We start from the raw sequence: 24,353 nt of genomic DNA on the forward strand, positions 1-24,353 counted from the left end.
TAGCTGATAGCTGATAGCTGATAGCTGATAGCTGATAGCTGATAGCTGATAGCTGATAGCTGATAGCTGATAGCTGATAGCTGATAGCTGATAGCTGATAGCTGATAGCTGATAGCTGAATGCTTACGGAAATAGTACTAATGTTTCAGCAACGCAAGACCTGCTCCCTGGGGAGATGCTTACAAGGGTAGGTTTTTTAAAAAGGGGCGAGTAGGTACGTTTATTACGTATAAATTAATCAAAATATGTATCAAAATACATAAGTATGTCCGAAAAAAATCTACCCATATGTATCAAAATACACAATAATTCCCGGGATAATTCTCCCCATTTCCCGCTTTTACCGATTCCCTCGGTGCGCGCCTCCTAGGGCGAGTAAATCGCCCTTGGGTCGCACCGCTCCCGATTCCCTCGGTGCGCGCCTCCTAGGGCGAGTAAATCGCCCTTGGGTCGCACCGCTCCCGATTCCCGATTCCCAGATCCGCTGTATATAGAAATAGCTCGTTAGTTAGATTTTTTGATTTATTCACATAATATTCACAAGATGGTGATTTAATAAAGTCTACCAGTTGAGTTAAGGATAATACAAGGCATGAAACTCAAGGTAAACCAGGCAAAAAATCACCCGTTACGGTTCAAAATGGTTGTTTTTTTGATTTATAGTGGATTAGTATACTTAGGGATTGCTTCGTTATATTGGTTTGTGGTATTTCCCATAAATTTCCTTGATGGATTTCTTGAAGAATCCCAACTCAATAAACTATTTTTTTTACTGAATCAAGTAGATGAAAAAGACCGAATTGTTTTTTATATAGCTGTTTTAATAATGGCTATAGGACTAGTAATTTTGCTGAAAATTTACTACTTAAGCAAGCGTTCATTCGATTTAGAAAAGACTGGTATAAGTGACAAAAAGGCTATCTGTTCAGAAGACAGGCAAATGATTCAATGCTTGAATAATGCCCTTGAGTGGCTGAGTTCTGATCAGATTGCCCTGCGGCTAGGTGGAATTTATGCCCTAGAACGAATTGCTAAGGTTTCTGCCCAAGACCACTGGAAAATCATGGAAATTTTATCGACATTTGTGCGATATCAGTCCCCTGGGAAGATTCATGTAGAGATGCAAAAGCAAATCAATGACTCATGCAGTCCTCTTCCAATTACAGAAGACCAAAAACTTCCTATTGATATTCAAGGTGCCCTGACGGTTATTGGCAGGCGCGACAGCTCAAAAGAGCTCGAAGATGATAAAATTGATTTACGTCACGCCACACTGATCGGGGCAAACTTAACAGAAGCAAACCTGCAAGAGGCATACCTTAATGGATCCAAACTACAAGGAGCTGATCTTAATCAGGCTAATCTAAAAGGAACATATGTGATCGGAGCCAATCTAGAAGGGGCAGACTGTAATCAAGCTAACCTCCAAGGAGCATACTTGATCAAAGCTAACTTGACAGACGCTTGCTTATCTGATGCTAACCTAGAAGGGGCATTTCTCAGGAGCGCTAAGCTAGAACAGGCAATCCTCTGGAATGCTAATTTACAGCGGGCATCGTTGATTCAAGCTAACTTGCAAGAGGCAAATTTAGAAGGAGCTAATCTCCACGGTACAGATTTAAGAGGGGCTAACCTCCAAGGAGCTAAAAATCTGACCAAAAAGCAGATTGAATTGGCACAAATAGATAGCGAAACTATTTTACCATACTACCTGATTAGGGCTTAATATTATTCTAATAAATTTGCGTTTTTTTTATAGGATACAGAAGACATAAATTAGATCTGGTGCATCTTATATTTGTAAAAACATAATCGAACAATAATTCCATTTAGATAAGCACAGCCTAAATAGACTTCGCGGCAGAAGTCGGAAGGAACAGCGGATCTGGGAATAGTGGACAATAATTGACGTAAACACTATCATAAAAAGACTTTTGCAAGAGGTCTAATAAATAATTAGAGTAAAAGTTGAAAACTACCATTGAACTACCATTATGAGTCTGAGGGGAAGCATATGGGCTACGCGAACAGCGTTCAGCTTAATTAAAATAAACCTCTTTGCCCTATGGCCACGCTACGCGAACAGAAGAATTTAAAGGTGCCCTTGACCCATTAAGAATTAAATTCGCCACGGGTCGCACCTAATAGTTCGAGATTAATCAGAATTGAAAGGTAAGCATTTAGCTGTCAGCCGTTGGCCTATGGCCACGCTACTTGAGGTGCCATAAGCCTTGGCCTATGGCCACGCACTCGCGTTTGGCTGATAGCACCTCAAGTAGCACCATCTGTAGCGCATTAGCTGATAGCTGATACGCGACACGCTGATAGCTGAATGCTTACGAATTGTGAGAATTTTTGATGCCATATTCCCTACTCCCTACTCTCTACTCCCTACTCTCTACTCCCTACTCTCTACTCCCTACCAGGAATCCATGATCGCGGTCGGGTAGGGTACGCGATCGCATAAACTGATGGAATCATCTATAAAATTCCATAAAAGAGAGGGTGATCCGTGGCTACTGACTACATTTTGTTTATACATGGTGTCAATACTCGCCAAGATCGAGAAACACCCCAATACGCTGACAAGCTTTTCGATCTGATTCAAAATAATGTTGAGTCATCCGTTCAACTCAAAAAGATACCTCTGTACTGGGGGAATGTGGTAATTGAGCAGGAGAAGGAACTAGTAGCAGCATTGAATGCATCGAAGGTGTGGAATGAATTCTGGTTCAGAGACTTCCGTGAAAAGCAAATCTTACAATTCGTTGGAGACGGGGCTCTCTACCTCAGCAGACATGTTAGCTCTCTGGCTATTGAGCAGATGAGTAAACAAGCCTATCAGGGATTGGAAGGATACCAAGATCAGGATCGTTTGCACCTAGTTACTCACAGTTGGGGAACGATTATCCTATTTGATGTGTTGTTTGCTAGTCGATGGGATGACCCAAGTATACCTGGTCATCAGAGTATTCAGGAGATTCGCAAAAGCATTTTGGGCATCGAATCGGAGCAAGACAGTGCTATTCCTCTGGCTAGTGTTCATACCATGGGTTCACCGATTGCCCTATTTACTCTGATCCATATTGTTGGCAACACCAGAGAGGGGAGTACCCATGATATTAGTTCCAAACTAAAGGAATTACTGGGAAGTCTGACTCAACAAGGAGTGGCGTTACCCTGGCAAAACTTTGTACATCCGGGGGATCCCATTGCTTGGCCCCTAGAAGGAGTGTTACCCAAATTAGTAGATGAGTATGACAAAGTGATCAAACTTGAAGATGTACTTACCTACGGTTCTGGATTATTAGAAAATGTCGCTAAACCGATACAATCGACATTTTTAGCATTAATCAATGGTGGCAGTGCTCACGACAGCTACTGGACTAGTGAAAAGGTGGCTAAAAAAATTGCAGAGACGATTCACCAGACAGCTAGGGGTTCCTATATTTTGGGCCCATCCATAACGCGCTGATGGCTAAGGCTCAGGGAAAATTACCGATTACCGGTTACCGATTTGCGATTTGCGATTTCCGATTACCGGTAAATTTCCCGTTTTAGGGGTCTTGTTCATCCTCTTGATAGACTATCAAGTCCCCTGGTTGGCACTTGAGTGCTTTGCACAGGGAGTTGAGTATGTCTTCGTCAATTCTAGGTAGACGACGATGCCGTTTTAGCCTGGAAACGGAGTTAGGATGCTTTCCAATTATCTCAGCTAGGTCTTTATTGCTGATGTTGCGCTCAGCCATGACTACTGCCAATTTCCAGTGAATCACCACTTCAGTGTTTAACCTCTTACCATACTAAACGTTCGTTACGTTTGATTGTAACCGCTCGCAGCATGAATTGTTGAAAATAATACTTCTCTAATTTTTTTTTAAACTCAAAGTGTTGACAAACTGGCAAAGATAGGATATACTATAAAAGTACGCAGTTACAGTGATTGGCAATTCCCTCGCCAGCACAAAGCGATCGCACTCTATGGCTCGACAACCTCTGTGCGATCGCTATTCCACCACCAAAGAAACAAGGTGATATATACATGGTAAACCCACGTTCCTGTCTTGATGCAGTCGCTCATGGGGGAAACCCCCAAGACCGCGCTGCATCGCTTCCAGAGCTCATCAAAGCTCCGATCTATGATGTCCCTCAGGGCAAAACCCCAGTCCGCCTCCTCGCCTGTGGTGTACCCAAAGGTGTTGAGAGTGTGATTAACCAATTGCACGTGCTTCGCTTTGCCGAAGTCATAGCGTGGACCCCGCCGATTCCTTCCCCTGTCGAGGGTGAGATCATTCGGATTCTGACTCGCTATGTTAATTTGAGGCGATAGGTTTAGGGTAAGCGTATGCGCTACGCGCACGCTACGCGAACAGCTATCAGCTATCAGCTGTCAGCTCTCAGCTAGGCTAATAGCAGCGATTAGCTTATGGGTTAGGTCACAGGCTGGAAGCCTGTGCCACAGTACTTGAGGTGCTTTTAAATAAAATAAGCTGACGGCACCTCAAGTAGCGTGAGCTAAAAGCTCACGGCTGACGGCTGACCGCTGACTGCTAACCACTGACGGCTGACCACTGACCGCTGACCGCTGACCGCTGACCACTGACAGCTGACAGCTTACTGGTCTTGAAAATTTTCTGCATAACTATTGGTGATTACCCCGATAAGTCTATAGATACTTAGAAATCAGCTATTAGCACTCAGCATTCAGCAGGTAGTGCCTTAGCTGAATCCTTACCTTGTTAACCTTTAGAATCGGGTGTTAATCAATGTCACAGAAAAACAATACCGTTACTGGTGATCAGGCCAAACCAATTATTGTTGATACTTACCGATATCAGTCCGAATACTACCATAACCGTCACCCATTAACCAATCATCAAAGGCCAACCATTAACCGTCAAGGCTCAACCATTAACCGTCACCCAATTTCCGTCAACCGTGAAGAGCAAACCATTAACCGTCACCCATTTATTGGTGATCCTAATGTGTTTTGGTTTTCAGAAATGGGCAGTGAGTGGAGTGCGACCATTAGAGAGGCGTGCTGGGAAACAATCACGGAACCTATTGAAGAACAGGAAGATTTATCTAGGGATAAGAAAGGGGTTTCTACAATTTTATCAGCTTTGGCTTTATTGGGGATAATTGCTTTGGCTGTTATTTAAAAAATACATGAAAATCCTAATTGTTACCGTTACGGGAATTTATCATCTGCTCTAGAAGAGCACTAACATCTTTATATTCCTGAGCGATGATATCATCTTCCGGCAGGTTTTCAATGTCGAAGTTATTCTCCAGTCTTTGCTGAATTTCTTCCAACTTTTCAATTCCCTTACGAACTCCTGGCTCTCCGCTTAGAGCTAATACGTCTTGAGCATATCTACGAGTTATTTCACTAAAGAGTTCTTCAAATTCTTTGTTTCCTTGATAGTTGTTTTGATTTTGCTCAAATAGATTGATAGCTTTTTCTAAGCTGTATAAATCTCTGTCTTTTATAAGTTTATAAATTGTCAATAAAACTTTAACTTGAGCTTCAATACTAAAACTAAATATATATCCAACAATAGGTCTAAACCTATCAGTTAGACTTATTATTGCTGGAGACTCTAGTAATTTTAGCCAATCTGAGATTGACTGAGGTCTTCGCTGTTGATCTAGTTCCATACCTCTGAGAATTGCTATTCTCAATTTTTTGTTGGTGACGAAGTTTTCCACATCTTGTTTTTGAGGGTCTTTTCTATATCTTTTTAATTCATGTTCCCGGTCTCTGCTACTAACTGGTTGGCGTCCGGTTAACAAGAAATAGAAGGTGGCGGATAAGGCATAGATATCAAGTGGTGGGCCTGCTTTAAAGCGGCGTAGTTGTTGCTCGGGTGGAGCATAACGTTCCGACCATTGTCGCGTTAGCTCTATTGTCCGGTCAGGAACAAATTCCCGGGAGATCCCAAAATCAATCAGTATTGCTTCTTCAGTTCCATGTCTTACCATAATATTACTAGGCTTGACATCTCTATGAATCAACTTAACCTTATGCATTGCTGTCAAGGCATCGGCAACTTGCTGAATATATTTGATGGCTTGTTCCTCTGGAATTCCATTCCCTGGTTGAGTGAGTCTGTGTAGGTTCTCTCCTTCGATATAGTCCATCACGATGCAAGGACGATATATTGTTGGTTCATAGAAGTACTCTATGAATTTAACAATATGGTTATGGTTAAATTGGTTGAGTCGCTGCGCTTCATCTTTAAATTTTTTTTCTCTTTCGCTTCGTTGATTATCGGGTAGTTCTTCTCTTCCAATTTTTATGGCAACAATCTCTTCCTGACCATCGGGTAAGTGACGAGTAGCTTGGTAAGTCGTTCCAAAGCCTCCCTTTCCTAATTCACGTTGGATGGTATAGTCGCCGTCTTTAATAGAATCTCCTGGTTCTAAGCTTATCATTGGGTTATTTTAATTGAATTAATTGCTTTAGCTAATTTTATAGCTTGGTGGATGATTAGCGTTTTTTAACTTTAGGGTAGGACGCAGGGTAGACGCATCTTATTTTGAAATGCCTACTGGATATGAGATTCATAGGATAGGTAGTTTTGCTGATTAATTTTTGCTGATTAATTTTGAAATTTTTGTCTTGATGCAGTAGCGACTGGTGGAAACCCCCTGATTAAAGCGCTGCATTGCTTCTGAGTAAGGCTTCTATAATTTTAGATGCGTTTGCCCTGAGTGAAATACATAAATAGTTAGACCATAACAACCATCTTTTGTGGCTGTTCGGTATTACCCTAGGGTCTAAGATACTGCTCCAGCTAGATCAGCTTAGCTTAGGACAAAATAAGTTAACTTGAAATCATCTCTAAATCATCAGGTGCCTTGGGAGTATGTCACTTATAGCATTTCTCAATTGGTTGAGGTGCTTTTGTGGTGGGTTAATCGGAGCAGAGACTTCGTAACACAGAGTAGGGATGCAGCCCTATGCTGAGGGTTTCACCCTTTGGCCGACTGCATCAAGACACTGATTGTCCCTCATAAGAACGAAAAACTCTATATATAGTTGATTTTTTAGCCAACTTTGACCTGCTCCCGATGCCCTTCAGGAGCTATCCCTTGTTAAGCAGGACAAATTCCCAGGCATTCTGATGGCTAGAGCGCCACCTGCAAAATTCCACCCAAGGTACCCATCCCCCAATCTATAAGGGGGTAACAGCTGCAATACCCTTTCACCAAATTATGGGGCGCGGGCGCAGGGGGGGATACTATTTTGCTTATAGCATATTATAACAATACGCACTCATGTATTGACCAATTCAAATAAGCCAAAAGTGCTAAAACCAATCTCAACGGGAAGTTGCTCATGGGAAACCACGGCAGTTGCTCATGGTGGCAATGCCTTTTGCCAAAGCTGTATAGCTATTCCGAAGTTACCTACTCCCTACTCCCTACTCCCGCGCAACCTAGGACGAAATTACCTCTCTCAATTAAGACCTGCTATATACTGCAAATAAGATCAGGACTTTTAGTAAATAAGGATACAGGTGATTGGCTTATTAAACAAGCGTCTAAGGAATGTCTGGCTTCGTGTAGTGGTTCCCAAAAGCGAAAAGTATCTAAGCAATATCTGGCTTCGTGTAGTGCTTTCCTTCATTATTGCTTACTTCTTTCTAGTGGGATTAAGTGTATTGGAGCAAAAAATAACTAAAACGTTATTCGAACCAAAAACAACTGAAACGTCATTGGAGCCAAAGACAACTGAAACCGAACAAGTTTGCTCACCTCAAGATTCAGACGGGTTTTGTTTGGTAAAGCAACTATTGTTCGTCTCTAAAGTGCAAAATCTTGAAGGTTTCGCTCTTTTATTTGGAGCGTCTCTTTACATGCTTGAAGGTCTAGAGCGCAGAAAAAGGATAATCTATGAGGCATGGCAAATTGTCGATAATGCCGCAGGAGCAGGAGTAGCTACTAGTCATGCCAGAGTAAAAGCCCTTGAGGTTTTGAACAACTATGGTGTTTCCATGAGGGGGCTGGATGCCCCAAATGCCGATTTGATTGACATTGACTTGGCGAATGCTATACTTCATCAAGCTAGTCTCAATGACGCTGAACTTACTGGAGCTAATCTTACGGGAGCTGATCTAACTAAAGCCAATCTTGCGAGAGCTAACCTTAATACAGCCAAGCTTAGTAAAGCATTGCTAATTAGAGCGAACCTCAGTAAAACCAACCTGAGTATTACTGAGCTCAGGAATGCTGATCTCAGGAATGCTGATCTCAGTGGTGCCAACTTCATGGGTGCGGATCTCACTGGTGCAGACCTCACTAGTGCGAACCTGACTGGTTCAGATTTCAGATATGCAAAGCTCAATGGTGCAAACCTCAAACATGCGGACCTCAGTGGTGCAGATCTCACAGATGCAAACCTTAATGGTATGGACTTGACTGGTGCAGATCTAACTAGTGCTAACCTTGAAGGCATCTCTTGGAATCGACAGACGAAGTGGAAAAATGCTACAGGTTTGGACAAAGCCGAGAATATGCCCGATGCGTTGCGACAACAGCTTGGTCTGTGATCGGGAATAGGGAAATTTATGGGAAGTATGTGGTGAGATCGGGTAATTATGGGTCGATTATGTGGGGTTGCTGAATTAAGGAATGAATCCGCGATCATCTGGTTTTCTTAAAGCCCCCTAAATCCCCCAACTTTGCGGTGCGACCCAAGGGCGATTTACTCGCCCTAGGAGGCGCGCACCGGAAGGGACTTTTAGAGTTTTTTTCCCCCCAGAATTGGGGGGCTAGGGGGGCGAAACCATACTCAGAATCAGCAACGCCGATTATGTTACAACCCTAGAAGAAATTTCAGTGCGATCGCTTCCAGTTTCACTCCCGTCAAAATCATATCTAGTCCCAGAGCCACCTGCATCACCCCAAACACAAAACCAAGCACTCTTAGAGTGACGGGTTTGATGAGATTCAAAAGGGGATGGGCGACCAACATCACTCCTAAGTTTAGTACCATTACCACAAATAATAGCAAAAACATAGAACCGGGAGCAATTGCCATCCGTCCGAACATGGCGCTAATGGTCACCACAACAGCAATGCCATAGGGAGTTAAAATACTGGGAAAAACTAAAGGATTAATCGTTAATTTCAGAGAAGGATTTACAGGCGAGTGCTCGTTATTTTGGTGGTGATTATACTGGGATAATACTGTTCGCAGAGCCACTAAAAAAAGGATAATACCTGTTGCGATTAGCATTGCTGAGAGATCGATTTGCCAGGCTTTCAGAACATTTTGGCAAAGTAGTGCTACCGCAAAAATAACTAAGGTGGATATGCCAAACCCCCGTAAAGCAAGCTGGCGACGCAAGGCCGGATCAGCATTAGCTGTCAGCTTGACAAAGGGTACAATTAGTTTGAGCGGACCGACGGTAAGTAAAAAGATAATCAGGATATTGAATACCCCAAATCCCTCAAAAAGTTGCTCGAATAAAACCTGAGTTTTAGCATCAATCTCAGCCTTGACCGGTATAGCAGGTTGAACCCTTGATGATTCCATAGCTTGGGCTGAGATTATCGCTGTTTGCCCAGTAAAATCCGTTGCAAGGGAGGGAGATGGCGGTGTAGGGATGGTTGCTGTGGCACTGTTAAGTGCTAACATCGAGGCAAAATAAGCCGATGCGATCGCTATCCCTAGAATTCTCAACAACCTACCCATCTCCCTATCTCCCTACTCTTACAAGTAAAAAAAATGGCGTTGCTGATTCTGGGTATGGTTTTGCCCCCCTAGCCCCCCAATTTTGGGGGGAATAAGACTTTCAAAGTCCCCCAAGCGAGCAATCCCTCGCTTGGGGGATTTAGGGGGCTTGACCAAAACCAGATGATCGCGTATTCATTCCTTGATTCAGCAACGCCATTAAAGTAGGGTGGGCAACGTTCTTTTATCTACAAAACTCAAAAGAACCAAACAATTTTTGCCCACCCTACAAGATTTTCTAGCGCAACTTCATATTGCTAAACAGCTTTGCCACTGGTTCGGGAAGATTAGGTAGATGGGGTAAGTCGGGAGTCTCGGACATGGCGAGGCCCGTGAGGTTGTTATCCTTGATCAGCCTTGGAATTTCGTCGAGAGCAAAAACCATGCCCCAGTCCCGCTCTGCGTTCGCGAGACCCTTGCGATCGCCCCCCTTCAAGGAGTCAACAAACCCCTCAAAGGTTTCCTGACCTGACAGCTCGATGTAATGAGCCGGTGTATCGGTGGAGTTCCAGAAAGCATGGACAATGCCCCGTGGCTTTTGGACGTAGCTTCCCGCAGGAGCTGTGAACCTTAGTCCATCTGCACCGCCAATCTCGAACACAAGTTCACTGGAGATCACGTAGACCAGTTGATCGCAAAACTTATGGCTGTGGGGTGACAGCAAGTGACCGGGATTGATCACACCCTGCATCACTGAGAAATCACCACCCATGTCTCTGGATCGGGCCATGATTATCATGTCGGTGGCTGTCCTTTCTCCTTCACCAGGTTTCTTAAGGAGATCCTGGGCATCAAATCGATCGTTTACATTGTATTCACTCATTGTTCTACTCCTTTAATCTCGCTTTACTGAAAAATTTCTTGACTAAATTTAAAGGTGCAACCCTGTCATCAAATGCCTTACAAATGGCAAACCAATAATGCAGCTCATGGGGCACTATAATGGTTTTGAAATAGTAAGCATTCAGCTTAAGCGCTACGCGCACGCTACGCGAACAGCTAATGGGCTAACTCCCAGCGTCGAAGCCTGTGCTACTATCAGCTTTTGAATGAAAGAGCTAAGCATTCGTTTAATCTCAGTTCCCTGGCCTTTCGGCTACGCTACGGGAACGCCCAAGCTAGGAATTTATAGTCTTTGGCTTTGAGTCCGTTGAACTGATCAGTCGAATAGCTTGTTTTAAGCTGACGGCTGAGAGCTGAGAGCTGAATGCTTAAGAGCTTTCTATAACCAAATTGCCATCTTTAACAGAGGTGTGATAAGGACAATGGGCGCACCAAAACGGACATTTCGCGACAGATTGCACAAACCCGAAATGCTAGCTAGCGTGGTGGCGAGTACCGTAGCTTATGCAGTGGCACGGGGAGTGGACATGGAACAGATCACTGCCGCCACAGGACTAACCCGTACCGATCTGCTCGATCCTGATGCCCACCTGTCTCAACACCTGGTACCAACGGTATGGCGCTTACTGACCAAGGCTTACCCAGGAGAAGCGATCGCACTCCACATGGCCAGTGCTACTCCCTTCTCATACTTTGGAACACTAGCCTATGGAGCTAGATATGCTGAAAATCTCAGACAAGCGTTGCAGAACTTAGTGCGCTATCGGTCTGTGCTATCGGATCAACTGCACATCGCCCTGATTGAGTCCTCCTCAGAGGGAATTTTACAAATGCATCATCCGATGGATGCCGAGGATGGGGGTTGCGCGGCTGAAGTGGGACTAGCTTTGGGGTTGCGCTATATGCGGGAAATTCTGGGAGCGGATGATCTCCTTGTGCGCGTGGACTTTAATCACCTGCCCTTCGGACCAATCCAGGTTTATGAGGAGTTCTTTGGTACCCCAGTATGCTTTCAACAATCCCACAATGCCTTTGTCTTTCGTCAAGGGGCCCTAGACCTACCCACCAAACAGCCTGATCCGGATCTGTTTCGTTATATCCAGAGCCATCTAGACCTGGTGCGAGAACGGTTAGCAGGTTCTAGTGATTCTCCGGAACTATCTAGAGTCCGTGATGCGATCGCTCACAATGCTGAACGTTCTGAATATGGTGCAGAGGCTCTAGCACGAAAGATGAACATGAGTCTTCGTGCTTTACAACGCTTGACCCAAGACCATGGTATCACCGTTCGGCAATTGTTAGACGAAACTCGTCAAGCAAACGCACAACAGTTCCTCAGTGACCCCAGACTCAGTATCGAAGCCATATCTTGTTTGCTGGGTTACTCAGAAGATCGTGCATTCCGCAGAGCCTTCAAGCGTTGGACCGGGCACACCCCTGCCGAGTTCCGGCGGAATGTTGGATAAGTATTTTAGTATACCCAATTAAGCGGTTATCAATTTAAGTCTGAACTAACCTGTAACGTGTAACTTTCCGTTTTTATTCCCTGATCACCACCAACGACTTACCAACAATGGTAGAAACAATCCAAGCTAAAGACATCACCCTCAAGCAATTAAAAACCCTAGTCAATCTTCAGCTAGTTAACGATAACCAATTCTTTCACGAGTGGCAAGAAAACTTACCAGAAATCAGCGAATTACAACAGCAATTACTAGATGACATTAAAGCTGGTTATTTTAATTTACTCTATTACCCACCCTTACTAGAAAAAACCGTTAATCTCGCCATCCTATCCCCCCTGCTATTTATCGGAAAATTTTATCTGGAACCCTTTCACATCAAAGCCGAAAAAACCGTAGAGATTTCTGTTGACGACCATGGCATTATTGTCAAAGGAAGCATTGATACCCTAGTCTTACATAACGAATTTTGGATCACGATTATCGAATCCAAACAGGCTAGCTTCTCCATAGAAGCTGGACTACCCCAAATTCTGGCCTACATGTTAGCTAATCCCAACCCAGATCAACCAAGCTATGGCATGATTACCACTGGTGGTACCTTCATTTTCATCAAACTAGTTAACAGTGAAAAGCCCAGATATGCGACATCTGCTGAATTTTCACTGCGCAATCCCGGAAATGATTTGTATCAGGTGCTTCGGATTCTTAAAAAACTGACTCACCTAGACATCTAGTTCTGAAGGGGTAACCAGCAGATTAAAATACTTAATAGCAATCCGTGTAGGAATTGTGATAATTTTTGATACCATATTCCCTAGTCCCTACTCCCTTTGCTATATTTGTTATGACTTACGACAGTACCCTGAAATATTTGGTGGAACAATATCCCCAATCCTTTACCCGTTGGTTGTGGAACCAGGAACCACCAGAAGATATAGAAATTCTCAACACCGAATTAAGTACAGAACCAATTCGGGCAGATGCCTTGTTTTTTGTGCGGGTTGCTGATGCGATTTTGCATCTATAATTTCAAACCCTACCCCAATCTGAACCTCCCTTACCCCTGCGGATGCTGGATTATTGGGTGAGGTTGTATCGCCAGTATCGCTGTAAGATTGACCAGGTAATAATTTTTCTGAAACCAACCCGATTAGCGGGAGTATTTGTGAATCAATTTACCGAACCGAACCTATCCTTCCACTACCGAGTGATTCGGATTTGGGAATGTGATCCACAACCGTTACTGACAACGCCAGGGTTACTACCCTTGGCAGTGTTAGCACAAGCTGAAGTCCCAGAAACATTACTCTCCCAGGTAGCAGCCAAAATCGATATGATTGAAGATAGACAACAGCAGCGTAACCTGTCTGCTTGCGTGCAACTGTTGGCTGGGGTGAAATTTGATGAGCAGTTAATTCAAGCTTATTTTCGGGAGGATATGATGCAAGAGTCGGTGGTTTATCAACGCATTATTAGTCAAGGATTAAAACAAGGATTAGAACAAGGATTAGAACAAGGATTAGAACAAGGATTAAAACAAGGATTAAAACAAGGATTAGAACAAGGATTAGAACAAGGATTAGAACAAGGATTAGAACAAGGATTAGAACAAGGATTAGAACAAGGATTAGAACAAGGATTAGAACAAGGATTAGAACAAGGATTAGAACAAGGAAAGCGCAATGAGCTTAATTTAATTATCCGTCTACTTAACCGTCGTCTAGGTCAGCTCAATCCCCAATTACAGCATCAAATTGAGCAATTGTCCTTTTCCCAGTTGGAGGATTTAGGGGAAGCCTTGTTGGATTTTGAAACCGAGGTGGATTTGGCCAATTGGTTGAACCAGTTCAGGGATAGGTAATATGTAAGCTATCAGCTATCAGCTATCAGCTATCAGCTATCAGCTTTTGAATCAAACAGGTCAGCATTCGAATAATGCTGAGTTATGTCACAGCGTCAAAGCCTGTGCCACAAACATTAAGCCTGTGCCACCAAGCTGACGGCTGACGGCTGACGGCTGAAAACTGATAGCTGATAGCTTACCTGCTATCTATGGAGAATAGGGGATTCGAACCCCTGACCTCTGCGGTGCGATCGCAGCGCTCTACCAACTGAGCCAATTCCCCCTAGTACTTTTGTTTATTGTGTTTATTATAGCACCGGGACCCATCTCCCTGTGCCCTTGTATGGTCTAGATTTCTGCTACTGGCTGAGGTGATACCCCAGAAGAGACCTGCTGCACTCGTTCTAATTCCAGCTGATTCAAATAATCCACAGTCCAGTTAGCGTGACGCTGTAGCATATGAAGGGGATAGGTACTAGCCACTCCTACCACTGGCATGCCAGCTCGCTTTGCTGCTTCAATTCCAGCCAAAGAATCTTCTATCACTAGACATTCCCCAGGTTTCAAGTTGAGGTTACCATAGGCTTGATTGAGCCGCTCTACCGCTAGCAGATAGCCATCCGGTTCCGGTTTACTAGTAGTAATATCATCACCAGCAACAATCAAACTAAAATAGTTAGCTAAACCAGCGCGATGGAGCACCACTTCTGCCTCATTCCGCAGTGCTCCAGTCACCAGAGCCATCGGTATCTGAGCACCCTGGATCTGAACCATTAAATCCTCCACACCAGGATAAATGGGCAAGGTTTCCATACTTTCTAGCTGACGTTGATAGGCAGCAGCTTTGCGGGTGATTAGCTGGTTTAAGTAATCCTCCGTAACCACCCGACCGCGACGCTTAAGTAACTCTCGCAGACAAGAGCGATCGCCTCTGCCTGTACAAACCTGTCGAAACTCTTCGGAATCCGGACGCAAATTTTCCCCAATAATAATTTCCTCAATTAGTTTTTCGTGAATCGGCTCATCATTGATTATTACTCCGTTAAAATCAAACAGAACTGCTTTCAAACTCATAAGTACCTAGAGATAAATTATGTTTATCTTGTTGATAAACATAAATAAAATAACGTTAATAAACCCTTTTTTGTTCCCCGTTCCCCCTTGCCTATCCCCTTATTTTAAGAGTAAACTTTACTAATCTTAACATTCAAGGTTAATTGTGTCCAAGTGCTTACTTGAGGTCAGCTATCAGCGTGTCGCGTATCAGCTATCAGCTTATGCGTTACCTCACAGGCTTCTAGCCTGTGCGACGCTACTTGACTTTTGAATAAAACAGGTAACCATTAATTTATCTGAGTTAAGTCTGCTGAGCGCTGAGCGCTGACCGGTGAATGCTTACTACTTGAGAAAGGCACTATACCGCTGGAACCGGCACCCCTTGTGAAGCAATTTCATCTGGAAAACTCTCCTGAGATTGAGATTCCCAAACAGCTGATTTACCTACTGGCAAAGGTTTTAGACCCTGAGTTATTTGATGGAGCCACCACCATTGCGTAGTGCGCACTGCTTCAAAACTAGCTGCACCCATCCAAGCATCAACGCTACCATTAGCGTAAGCCTTGATATAGGGTTCTTCAAAAACTTCCGTTAGCCAATTCGCCTCCCGGATCGTAGTCTGATTGCCGTCTAGAATCAAAACTTGTCCTCCCCCTTGGAGCAGTCGGAAGGATTCACGCAAAATTGACTGAGTTACCTGAGGTGGAGTTTCGTGAAACAACAGTGATGCTGTAACTAGATCAAAAGACTGATCAGCTAAACCGGTCTGTTCAGCCATACCATGAAGCCATTGAATATCCACATTAGCCTTTTGAGCTTTATAGTCAGCCATGACCAGCATATAAGGTGACAAGTCGAGACCAATGACCTCGGCATCAGGAAACCTCTGCTTTAACATCAAGGTTGTGGAACCCGTGCCGCAGCCCAAATCCAGAATTCGTCGTGGCTTCCCTACTATACTATCAATCAACCCCTGACGCACCCAGGTTTCATTAGGGGGCAACGCATATTGGGTAATTGGGTCGTAGCTTGTGGCTGCACTTCCATTCAAGTAGCCCCCTTCAATACCATGGAAATTCTGAGTGCTGTAATAGTCAGGATAGATTAGCTCAGGGTTACGGAAGCGATCGCACTCAGCTTCCCAATCCATAGTTTCGTTAAACTGTAGCAGCTTTTCTTGATCAATCAAGCTAAAGATGATCGGGGATAAGAAACGGTCCCAAAGTGTATCTTGATTAACTGCCATAGGTATAATTCCTGGAGATATCAAACCAACCAACTCCTAACGCAGTATAGCTTGAGGGTGATTAATCTAGCACCACACTCCTTACCGTTGCCGTTTAATATACCGAGCAAACCGCTCCCGACCCTCTTGGAGATTAGCAGGAATACCATTAGGGTAAGTTTTAGCAATCAGACTCTGGAGTTGTTCAATCCGATTACTAGGGTTAGGGTGAGTACTAAAAAACTCCGGTGGTTGTCCACCCTGTCGAATCGAGTTAAGGACTTGCATCAGTTCAACGATTCCCCTAGGGTTATAGCCCGCTTGTGTCATAAACCGAAAACCCAGGCGATCGCTTTCTAATTCATCCTCGCGTCCATACTTAAGGCTAACCATTTGATTAATGGCTTGGGCAAATAGTGCTGCTTGCCTACCACTTTGGGCATCATCACTGGCAGCAATACCAACAGCATTAACCAATGCTACCCCAAGTTTCTGCTTAGCCAGATGTTCTGCACCATGTCGTCCCACTACGTGACCAATCTCATGGCCCAACACCCCCGCCAGCTGCGCTTCTGTATTGAGTCGCCTGAGCATGGCTAGAGTCAGAAAAATTTGTCCCCCTGGTAAAGCAAAGGCATTCACAGTGCGGGGGTCACTCAACAAATAGAACTCAAAGGGATAAGGTGAACCAGAGGCTGCCGACTTTTTGACAATCCCCTCTCCCACTTGAGAAATATATCCTTGAAGGGCTTTATCTTGGTAAAGACCACCGTGTTGAGCCGCCATTTGTCCCCGTGCTTGTAACCCAATCACCACTTCCTGACGGGGGGAAAGTTGGATGCGCTGCTTTTCCCCAGTGACTGGATTCTCAGAGACAGTGGTAAAGTAGCTGATTAACCCAAATAAGCCGACTATGAATGCAATTCCTAAACGAAAGATTAGTCTACGCACCGATTATCTCCCAAATTTATCCATAGCAAAATACTATAAAACTATTGTTGTGGAAGATATCATGAATTGTTAGAGCCGTTATTATTTCTGTATTAGTCCTGAAAACTTACAGTTGTTTGGCCTAGACACCATCAAGCTATTATGACCCACCATATTTTAGTTGTCGAAGATGAAACCAAACTAGCCCAGTTCATTGAACTGGAACTGAAGTACGAAGGTTATGAGGTTAGTGTTGCCTACGATGGCTTAGCTGGTTTGGGAGCAGCGCGGGAATCTAATCCAGATTTAGTAATACTCGACTGGATGCTACCGGGCATATCAGGACCAGAAATTTGCCGACGCCTGCGCACTACTGGTAATCAGGTGCCGATTATCTTATTAACCGCTAAAGATGAAGTAAGCGATCGCGTTAGTGGTTTAGATGCTGGTGCTGATGACTACGTAGTCAAACCCTTCAGCGTAGAGGAATTATTAGCCAGGGTCCGAGCTCATCTGCGACGCAATCAAACCGAAGACCCCAACATCCTGCAATTTGCCGACTTAAGTTTAAACCATAGCACCCGTGAGGTCTATCGAGGTCAGCGATTAATTGAACTGACTGTCAAAGAATTTGATCTACTCGAATATCTCCTTGCCCATCCCCGACAAGTCCTTACCCGAGAGCAAATCCTCGAAAGAGTCTGGGGTTATGACTTTATGGGTGACTCTAATATCATAGAAGTTTACATTCGCTACTTGCGCCTGAAGCTAGAAGCCAACAACGAAAGCCGTCTAGTCCAAACCGTGCGCGGTGTTGGCTACGTATTGCGAGATTAGTCCTGAGTGAATCAGTCCTGAGTGCGCCAGTCCATCCCGACTCCCGACTCCCGACTCCCTACTCCCTAAAACCCTTGAAAACTGCTATACCTAATAGCTAATACCCAAAACTCATATGGATGCGGGGATGCAGTTTTGCCCTTACTAACTTACCCCCTTGGAGATGTTGTTCCACAATTACCGGTACATCTTGTGGCTTGACTCGGCAATACCAAGTCTCCTCCGGAACAATCCGCACTGTTGGACCAGAACTACACTGTCCCTGGCAAGTTGTACCAATCACGCTAAACTCAGAAAGATCAGCTTCTTCGAACGCAGCCAGCACCTCAGCTGAACCGGCTGCTAAACAAGACTTATGTTGGCACACTAAAACACAAGGCTTTTCTGTATTGGCACTGTGTTGAGTAAAATCTGTTTCCACGTTGGGTTCAGTTAATATTAAGAATTATTACTAATTTCATCATAATCATTGACTTTTATGCATAGATTAATATAATCACCCCCTAAAATGCCAAATAACTGTTTTCAGTCCTGAGTCGGTTTTGAGGAAGCACAGTCTCCTGTTATGGACAAATGAGCAATGAATAATTACCAATAACTCATTGCTCAACCATCCAATTGAATAGGACACCAGCTTAACATTAGAATGAAGACCACACTTCGAACCGAATTGTCCCTGAATCCGTCATGAATCCAAAACTCTTAAACAATCGCTACCGTGTCCTTGAGACTCTAGGTTCGGGTGGGTTCGGTGACACCTTTCTCGCCGAAGATATCCATATGCCTTCAAGACGGCGGTGTGTGATTAAGCAACTTAAGGCATTGGCCCATAATCCCAAAGCTTACAAGCTCGTCCAAGAGCGATTCCAACGAGAAGCAGCTGTTTTAGAAGCCTTAGGGGAAGGACATGACCAGATTCCGAGACTTTATGCCTATTTCTCTGAAGCCGAAAAGTTTTACCTGGTTCAAGAGTGGATTCGAGGCAATACCTTTACAACACAGGTTAGACAGGGAAAAAAATTTACTGAGATTGAAGTTAGGGAACTCCTAATTAGTTTGTTAAGGGTTCTAGAGTATGTCCACTCTCGCCGTATCATTCATCGGGACATTAAGCCAGATAACATCATTATCCGCCAACGAGATGGGGTACCAGTTCTGATTGATTTTGGTGCAGTCAAAGAAGCAATGAGTACCGTAGTCACCAACTCTGGCACCCCCCACCCAGCATCAATTATAATTGGCACTCCTGGCTATATGTCTTCGGAACAGTCAGCAGGACACCCAACCTATAGCAGTGATCTATACAGTTTGGGGCTGACAGCAATTTTGTTGCTCACGGGTAAAATACCACAGCTATTCCACACAGATGAGAGGACTGGTGAGATTTTATGGCGTCAAGATGCCCCACCCCTTTATTCAAACCTAGGAATAGTGCTCGACAAAGCGATTCGATTCCATCCACGCGATCGCTTTATTAGTGCCAGACAAATGCTTGATGCTCTCCAATCTGACCCTGCATCACCTACGGAAGCCACAGTTCCCATTTCTCCCGGTGCCCCATCAACAGGCAACAACGGGACGGTAGCAACAGTACCGATTTCCCCGGGTGACTCACCACCAGCCAACAACGGTTCAGTCTCCACTATTAAAGGCCCAAGTCCCGTCACAGTAAAACAAAACGATAGTTACAAGGCAGTTTTAAAGGGAGGTTTAATCGGAGGCGGTATATTACTGATTGTGGTGGCATTTGGTTCGGGATTCAACAAGTTCTTGAATCCCTCTACGACCGTCCCATCCTATGATCAATCTAAATCAACATCATACCCAGACAAGCCAAGTTCTCAAGAATCGCAAGATAAAAAAGTATCATCAAAAGACCCATCACCAGAGACTATTTCATCTTCATCACAGTCCCAGACCAAGGACAAATCACCAGTAACTAAACCAGAAACACCATCATACCCATCACAGTCCCAGACCAATAATCCATCACCAGTAACTACACCAGAGACTACCGTAACTGATCCGGTCACACCATCAAACCCATCACAACCAGAGACTACCGTAACCGATCCGGTCACACCATCAAACCCATCACAACCAGAGACTACCGTAACCGATCCGGTCACACCATCATCCCCATCACAACCAGAAACTGCCGTAACTGATCCGGTCACACCATCAAACCCATCACAACCAGACACTAAGGTAACTGATCCGGTAACTACTCCCTCGATATCAAAACCAGAAACTAAGGTAACCGATCCGGTAACACCAACATCCCCATCAACACCAGACACTACTGTAAAACCAGTTCCAGTAACAACACGGAAACCTATCACCGAACCTTCACCCATCGTAGAAAACAATACCAATAACCAAAATCTTGCTCAGCTCAAGGCTATTCCCAAATTTCCCCCAGGAACTCAGCGCAGAGCAGTGGAATATGCTTTAGGCAAGCCCACAAAAAAATCAAACGGCATGTGGAAGACTCGCGCTTTCCTTTATAAAAACGTTGTGCCCAATCAAGTAGATCTAGGATACTTGTTTGATCGAAGTTCTGGGCGTCTGCGCCAAACGGAAGTTACTTTTTCGCAATCCGTTGACCTAGAAATCATGTCACAGACCTTAGACAAGCTGCTCAGTAACAACATCTCCACTGACATTAAACAGGGACTGAAAGATGTATATCAGCGCGAGTCTAAGACCTATAAATTTTCCAGTGGTAATAATAACCGCTTGCAGGGTGTGATTGAACGAGACGGTAGCGATCGCATTTACATTGGTGTTTGGGAAGCGGATTTAAAGTAAAAAGCAATCCTAATTACCTGAGCAAGACTCTAGTGCTCAAGGCTCCCCGCCTGATAGCTGATAGCTAAGGGTTGTTCCCTTAGCGTGCCCGTAGCGCATATGCTTACCTTTTGTCTATTTCATTTATCATGAGAAAGATACTAATATTCGGCAACTCTGGAGCGGGAAAAACTACCTTAGCCTTAAAATTGCAGGTTGAGTTAAGCTTACCCATATTAGATCTAGATACTATTACTTGGATACCCGATCTACCAGGAGTAAGACGGGAAGATGCCGAAAGCGAGAGATTATTAATCGACTTTATTCAAAAAAATCCTGGATGGATAATTGAAGGATGCTACGGTAGTTTAATTGAAACAGCCGCCAACTATTCATCCGAGATGATATTTTTGAATCCTGGAGTTAAAAAATGCCTAGAAAACAATCGACTCAGACCATGGGAGCCCCATAAGTATAAGACTCCCAAAGAACAAGAAGCGAATTTTGAATTTTTACAAACCTGGATTAAAGACTACTATTCACGTGATGATGAATATTCCTTTAGCTGCCATGATAGACTATTCAAAAGTTTTAGCGGCAATAAAATAGAAATAAATTAATCATGGGTTCGCGTAGCCTCGGCTGTGGCCTTAGGCCACGCTGCGCGAACGCCGAATCCCATTCTCTAATGCTAGGATTGTCTAACACCCTTTTTAGGATTTTATCACTCCCTCGAATTATGTCTTAACTAATTATTTTCAGGAGTAGACAGTAGACAGAATTGCTGAAGTCATCATAAGAATCCAGAATTTCTGGGGAGCGCTCCATCCCTACTCCCTACTCCCTACTCCCTACTCCCTACTCCCTACTTCTGCGCCACCTAGGACAAAAGTACCTCACCGAATTGAGAAATGTGATAAGTGCTAAATAGTTGGGTTTAACTAAAGCACTTGTCCGACATCCCTTTGATTAGAGAATATAATTTTTGTTGTGCATCATAACGATTCAAATAAGCCTGATTATTAAGATTTTTAGGGCTGCAATAGTAGTTAGGTAATGGCTGAATTTGGGAATATTGATTTTGATAAGATTGGCCGAGTAACCTATCAGCTAAAATAATAGAAGTAGCTTTATAGAAACGGGATGCAAAATCTTTATCTTGCTGTAGCTTTTCCTGCAACTTATGCCGACAAATTGACCAAACTACTGAGTCATTTATAGCGGTAACAGTAGCGGCAGGTAAACTTCGTTTTAGAAAAGACATTTCCCCTACTACTTCACCTCCCGATAATTCAGCAATATCTCTGCCCCCAACTGAAACTGTAAACTGTCCGTCCAACACTATATACAGTGCATCAATCTCTTTCCCTTCTTCGATAAGCGTAGTATCAGCAATAATTTCTTTCTTGCTGCCTGTAGCAATCATCCATTCTACATCCTTATCACTCAATTCCTCTATCATCAAAATAGTTTTTTTGATACCCTGCTTCCAGAGCGCTTCTACATTATGTAATTTTTCTGTAGGAAGCAAGAATTCTTCAGAATCATCAAAAAAAATTGCCCCTTGAGCCTTGAGAGCAGATATAATATCCTCAGTAAGCCCTGAATTATTACCAAATTGAGCGTTGTCTAAAATAGCATCATTAAAGTCAGCACCGGTTAGATTGGCATTCCTAAAATCAGCACCAGTTAGATTGGCATTCCTAAAATTCGTTCCCCTTAAATCAGCATTATTCAGATTAACGTTTTCTAAGTTAACCCCGCTTAAGTCAACTCTAGCCAAGTCTTCATAAAGATTTAGTTCAGCTATCTCCGCCAGTTGAGAAAAATTAGTAGTGTTAGCGCCTTCAACACTTCTGATGAATTCTTCCAACTCCTGGTTGAATTTTTCGTTAGTCACCGGTTTAGATTGTTCGTTAGTCATACTTTAGTACCACTTTACTTAAATAAGGTTTTAATTGGTGCTCTAGAATCAGTAAGGCAATCTTTCTATCTAAGACTACACGTTCTTCCCGACTAATTTCGGGAGACCACAACCCTTCAGCTCCAGTCACATGAACATCTGGTTTAAAAACTTCAAAGGTAGCTTCTATGTAGCACGGCTTTGCCATTACATCTATTGTTCCCAGCTCGACTTCCTTGAGTAATCCTTTAAACACGGGTTGACCCGTTTTTACCTCAAAAACCCAAGCTGGAGTTTCCTCTGACCCCTTCGTTGTGATCTGATAGTCAATGAACTGAAACCCATCTGTTGTCCCTCCTGTATTCTTTTCACCATGGTTAGCTTTAACTCCAGGTTGATTTTTATCCCAAGAAGCCTCGACTTTACTGTGATTTTCCTTACTCTCTTGCTGCTTCCTCTGTTTTTCAACAGCAGGCTCAAATGAGCCACTGAAGTTACGAGCTTCCAAAGGTATCTTGCCATTTTTTAGCCTTAGCCTGAGTTCTCCACCTTTGAGTCCGAACCTAACTCGACCCAATAGCATCTGCAGCCACTGTTCATTAAATTGAATAGTCAGGTATAGCTTTAATTGCTCTCTATCGCGAGATGAAAAAATCCCTGTCGAGACTGGCTCAACTTTAAGCTCCATCGTCAGACAGTCTGGAAATTTATTTTCCTCTGGTAGGATAAGCGGTGTCGATTTTCTTTGTAACATGCTAAATTAGGATAGAGAGGTTCACAGTTTACTGGCAAAGCAACCCTAAGGCTTATAGGCAAACGAGTGAATCGTTACGTTTGCAAAGAATTGCTTCTAGGTTACTGATGACAGCGACCTCTGCTCGAATAGTTTCAGCAGAAATGCACGTAAAATCTAGTTAAATGTGAAACACACGGCACAAAGAGCATCTCACGTTTAGCTGAAGAAACCGATACAGCTTTACATAAATGATCTGAACTGATCTATTAGTTCAAGTGCGGTTAATCACTTCCAAAATAGTCTATAGATTGTTGGGTAAGCGTAATCAGTAATGGGTAATCCTCAACTACCAATTACCAATTCAAAATCACCAAATACAAATTACCAATTCCAAATTACCTGATTTCGGATATGATAATTAGTCAATCAGAGATGATATTATATTTCTTGACTGATATATTTAATTAGTCAGAGACGCGCTACCCTGAGCTTTTAATCCTGAGGGTATAATAAGATGCTTTGCCCTGAAATGATAAATTATAAGACTTGGCTGACTAATCTTAGAATTTTCCCTAATAATCATTATTATCGATTTAGTTAGATAAAGGTGTGATATAAATCACATCAACCGGTGAAGTTAATTACTGCATGAGGTGACTGGATTCACTGACTGGATTCAGTGACTGGATGGAGTTATTGAAATCAGCGTCTTCTCAAGCCCTAGGTGGGATTCCCCCGAAGGCGATGCTATGCGATCGCATCACCGTTGAGCTGGCTTGTCACCCCCTCAACCGAAAATCAAACGGGCAAGATGCCCGTTCCACAAAACTATTCAAATCATTCCATAAAATGAAACGGGCAAGATGCCCGTTCCACAAAAAACAAGATGTCCGTTCCACAAAAAAAAGGAGCCGATTGCGTCGGCTCCCCAAAAATCGAGGTTGATTCAACTGAGCTCAAGTCTGGTTAATCACTTACC

Annotated in this window: 23 protein-coding genes, 1 tRNA gene and 1 pseudogene; 14 read left to right on the plus strand and 11 right to left on the minus strand. The window is 43.6% G+C overall.

Annotation, left to right across the window (positions count from 1 at the left end):
- Positions 1-640 precede the first annotated feature (640 nt).
- The gene (locus tag F6K37_RS09060; protein WP_287249643.1) at positions 641-1,726 is read left to right on the plus strand and encodes a pentapeptide repeat-containing protein; all 1,086 of its coding nucleotides are present in this window, start codon (positions 641-643) and stop codon (positions 1,724-1,726) included.
- A 786-nt stretch (positions 1,727-2,512) separates the two neighbouring features.
- Complete coding sequence (locus tag F6K37_RS09065; RefSeq protein ID WP_008188940.1) at positions 2,513-3,475, plus strand: hypothetical protein; 963 nt, start codon at positions 2,513-2,515, stop codon at positions 3,473-3,475.
- Positions 3,476-3,557: 82 nt separating this feature from the next.
- Here F6K37_RS09065 and F6K37_RS09070 read toward each other — a convergent pair whose 3' ends face one another.
- On the minus strand, positions 3,558-3,776 hold the full coding sequence (locus F6K37_RS09070) for a helix-turn-helix domain-containing protein (protein WP_143727636.1): 219 nt from the start codon (positions 3,774-3,776) through the stop codon (positions 3,558-3,560).
- Positions 3,777-3,943: 167 nt separating this feature from the next.
- Between F6K37_RS09070 and F6K37_RS09075 the strand changes: the two genes are divergently transcribed.
- Both F6K37_RS09075 and F6K37_RS09080 read left to right on the plus strand, forming a co-directional pair.
- Positions 3,944-4,330 (plus strand): hypothetical protein, encoded by a 387-nt coding sequence (locus F6K37_RS09075; RefSeq protein ID WP_008188938.1) that lies wholly within the window; start codon positions 3,944-3,946, stop codon positions 4,328-4,330.
- A 436-nt stretch (positions 4,331-4,766) separates the two neighbouring features.
- Positions 4,767-5,162 carry a hypothetical protein gene (locus tag F6K37_RS09080; protein WP_287249644.1) on the plus strand — a complete coding sequence of 132 codons (396 nt, stop codon included), beginning with the start codon at positions 4,767-4,769 and terminating at the stop codon, positions 5,160-5,162.
- 16 nt (positions 5,163-5,178) lie between these two features.
- On the opposite strand, the gene F6K37_RS09085 is transcribed toward F6K37_RS09080, so the two are convergent.
- The gene (locus F6K37_RS09085) at positions 5,179-6,438 is read right to left on the minus strand and encodes a serine/threonine protein kinase (RefSeq protein WP_071105440.1); all 1,260 of its coding nucleotides are present in this window, start codon (positions 6,436-6,438) and stop codon (positions 5,179-5,181) included.
- A gap of 851 nt (positions 6,439-7,289) precedes the next feature.
- Between F6K37_RS09085 and F6K37_RS09090 the strand changes: the two genes are divergently transcribed.
- Complete coding sequence (locus F6K37_RS09090) at positions 7,290-7,496, plus strand: hypothetical protein (protein ID WP_131827127.1); 207 nt, start codon at positions 7,290-7,292, stop codon at positions 7,494-7,496.
- Positions 7,497-7,526: 30 nt separating this feature from the next.
- The gene (locus tag F6K37_RS09095; protein ID WP_008188934.1) at positions 7,527-8,558 is read left to right on the plus strand and encodes a pentapeptide repeat-containing protein; all 1,032 of its coding nucleotides are present in this window, start codon (positions 7,527-7,529) and stop codon (positions 8,556-8,558) included.
- 266 nt (positions 8,559-8,824) lie between these two features.
- Here F6K37_RS09095 and F6K37_RS09100 read toward each other — a convergent pair whose 3' ends face one another.
- A complete protein-coding gene (locus F6K37_RS09100; protein ID WP_287249645.1) occupies positions 8,825-9,706 on the minus strand; it encodes a MarC family protein in 882 nt (293 codons plus the stop codon).
- Positions 9,707-9,983: 277 nt separating this feature from the next.
- Positions 9,984-10,475, minus strand: a complete 492-nt coding sequence (locus F6K37_RS09105; RefSeq protein WP_202799269.1) for a cupin domain-containing protein — start codon at positions 10,473-10,475, stop codon at positions 9,984-9,986.
- 190 nt (positions 10,476-10,665) lie between these two features.
- On the opposite strand from F6K37_RS09105, the gene F6K37_RS09110 reads away from it, so the two are divergent.
- The 4 genes and pseudogenes from F6K37_RS09110 (at position 10,666) to F6K37_RS09130 (ending at position 13,915) form a co-directional block, all read left to right on the plus strand.
- Positions 10,666-10,794, plus strand: coding sequence for a hypothetical protein (locus F6K37_RS09110; protein ID WP_287249646.1), 129 nt, complete (start codon positions 10,666-10,668; stop codon positions 10,792-10,794).
- 216 nt (positions 10,795-11,010) lie between these two features.
- Positions 11,011-12,054, plus strand: a complete 1,044-nt coding sequence (locus tag F6K37_RS09115) for an AraC family transcriptional regulator (RefSeq protein WP_008188925.1) — start codon at positions 11,011-11,013, stop codon at positions 12,052-12,054.
- Between the two features lie 107 nt (positions 12,055-12,161).
- Positions 12,162-12,788 carry a restriction endonuclease subunit R gene (locus tag F6K37_RS09120; protein ID WP_287249647.1) on the plus strand — a complete coding sequence of 209 codons (627 nt, stop codon included), beginning with the start codon at positions 12,162-12,164 and terminating at the stop codon, positions 12,786-12,788.
- A 110-nt stretch (positions 12,789-12,898) separates the two neighbouring features.
- Positions 12,899-13,915: pseudogene (locus F6K37_RS09130) on the plus strand (DUF4351 domain-containing protein).
- Positions 13,916-14,107: 192 nt separating this feature from the next.
- Here F6K37_RS09130 and F6K37_RS09135 read toward each other — a convergent pair.
- The 4 genes from F6K37_RS09135 to F6K37_RS09150 all read right to left on the minus strand — a co-directional run bounded on the left by F6K37_RS09135 (position 14,108) and on the right by F6K37_RS09150 (position 17,129).
- Positions 14,108-14,180: transfer RNA gene (locus tag F6K37_RS09135), tRNA-Ala, on the minus strand.
- A 65-nt stretch (positions 14,181-14,245) separates the two neighbouring features.
- Positions 14,246-14,971 carry an HAD family hydrolase gene (locus tag F6K37_RS09140; protein WP_008188921.1) on the minus strand — a complete coding sequence of 242 codons (726 nt, stop codon included), beginning with the start codon at positions 14,969-14,971 and terminating at the stop codon, positions 14,246-14,248.
- 340 nt (positions 14,972-15,311) lie between these two features.
- On the minus strand, positions 15,312-16,199 hold the full coding sequence (locus tag F6K37_RS09145) for a class I SAM-dependent methyltransferase (protein ID WP_287249655.1): 888 nt from the start codon (positions 16,197-16,199) through the stop codon (positions 15,312-15,314).
- Positions 16,200-16,280: 81 nt separating this feature from the next.
- Positions 16,281-17,129 (minus strand): M48 family metallopeptidase, encoded by an 849-nt coding sequence (locus F6K37_RS09150; protein WP_287249656.1) that lies wholly within the window; start codon positions 17,127-17,129, stop codon positions 16,281-16,283.
- A 141-nt stretch (positions 17,130-17,270) separates the two neighbouring features.
- Between F6K37_RS09150 and F6K37_RS09155 the strand changes: the two genes are divergently transcribed.
- Entirely contained in the window at positions 17,271-17,945 is a 675-nt protein-coding gene (locus F6K37_RS09155) for a response regulator transcription factor (protein ID WP_008188917.1), read from the plus strand.
- A gap of 97 nt (positions 17,946-18,042) precedes the next feature.
- Here the strand turns inward: F6K37_RS09155 and F6K37_RS09160 are convergent, their stop codons facing one another.
- Positions 18,043-18,366, minus strand: coding sequence for a (2Fe-2S) ferredoxin domain-containing protein (locus F6K37_RS09160; RefSeq protein ID WP_008188915.1), 324 nt, complete (start codon positions 18,364-18,366; stop codon positions 18,043-18,045).
- Between the two features lie 266 nt (positions 18,367-18,632).
- Here F6K37_RS09160 and F6K37_RS09165 point away from each other — a divergent pair, with 266 nt between their 5' ends.
- Entirely contained in the window at positions 18,633-20,756 is a 2,124-nt protein-coding gene (locus F6K37_RS09165) for a protein kinase domain-containing protein (RefSeq protein WP_287249660.1), read from the plus strand.
- A 128-nt stretch (positions 20,757-20,884) separates the two neighbouring features.
- Positions 20,885-21,355, plus strand: coding sequence for a P-loop NTPase family protein (locus F6K37_RS09170; protein ID WP_008188906.1), 471 nt, complete (start codon positions 20,885-20,887; stop codon positions 21,353-21,355).
- A 317-nt stretch (positions 21,356-21,672) separates the two neighbouring features.
- On the opposite strand, the gene F6K37_RS09175 is transcribed toward F6K37_RS09170, so the two are convergent.
- A complete protein-coding gene (locus F6K37_RS09175; protein WP_008188905.1) occupies positions 21,673-22,659 on the minus strand; it encodes a pentapeptide repeat-containing protein in 987 nt (328 codons plus the stop codon).
- Entirely contained in the window at positions 22,652-23,392 is a 741-nt protein-coding gene (locus tag F6K37_RS09180; RefSeq protein WP_008188904.1) for a hypothetical protein, read from the minus strand. Before F6K37_RS09180 ends, F6K37_RS09175 begins: the two co-directional genes overlap by 8 nt.
- Before the next feature lie 669 nt (positions 23,393-24,061).
- Between F6K37_RS09180 and F6K37_RS09185 the strand changes: the two genes are divergently transcribed.
- A complete protein-coding gene (locus F6K37_RS09185; RefSeq protein ID WP_287249664.1) occupies positions 24,062-24,319 on the plus strand; it encodes a hypothetical protein in 258 nt (85 codons plus the stop codon).
- Positions 24,320-24,353: the final 34 nt, after the last annotated feature.

It is taken from the genome of Moorena sp. SIO4E2 (assembly GCF_010671945.1).
GTDB lineage: Bacteria > Cyanobacteriota > Cyanobacteriia > Cyanobacteriales > Coleofasciculaceae > Moorena > Moorena producens.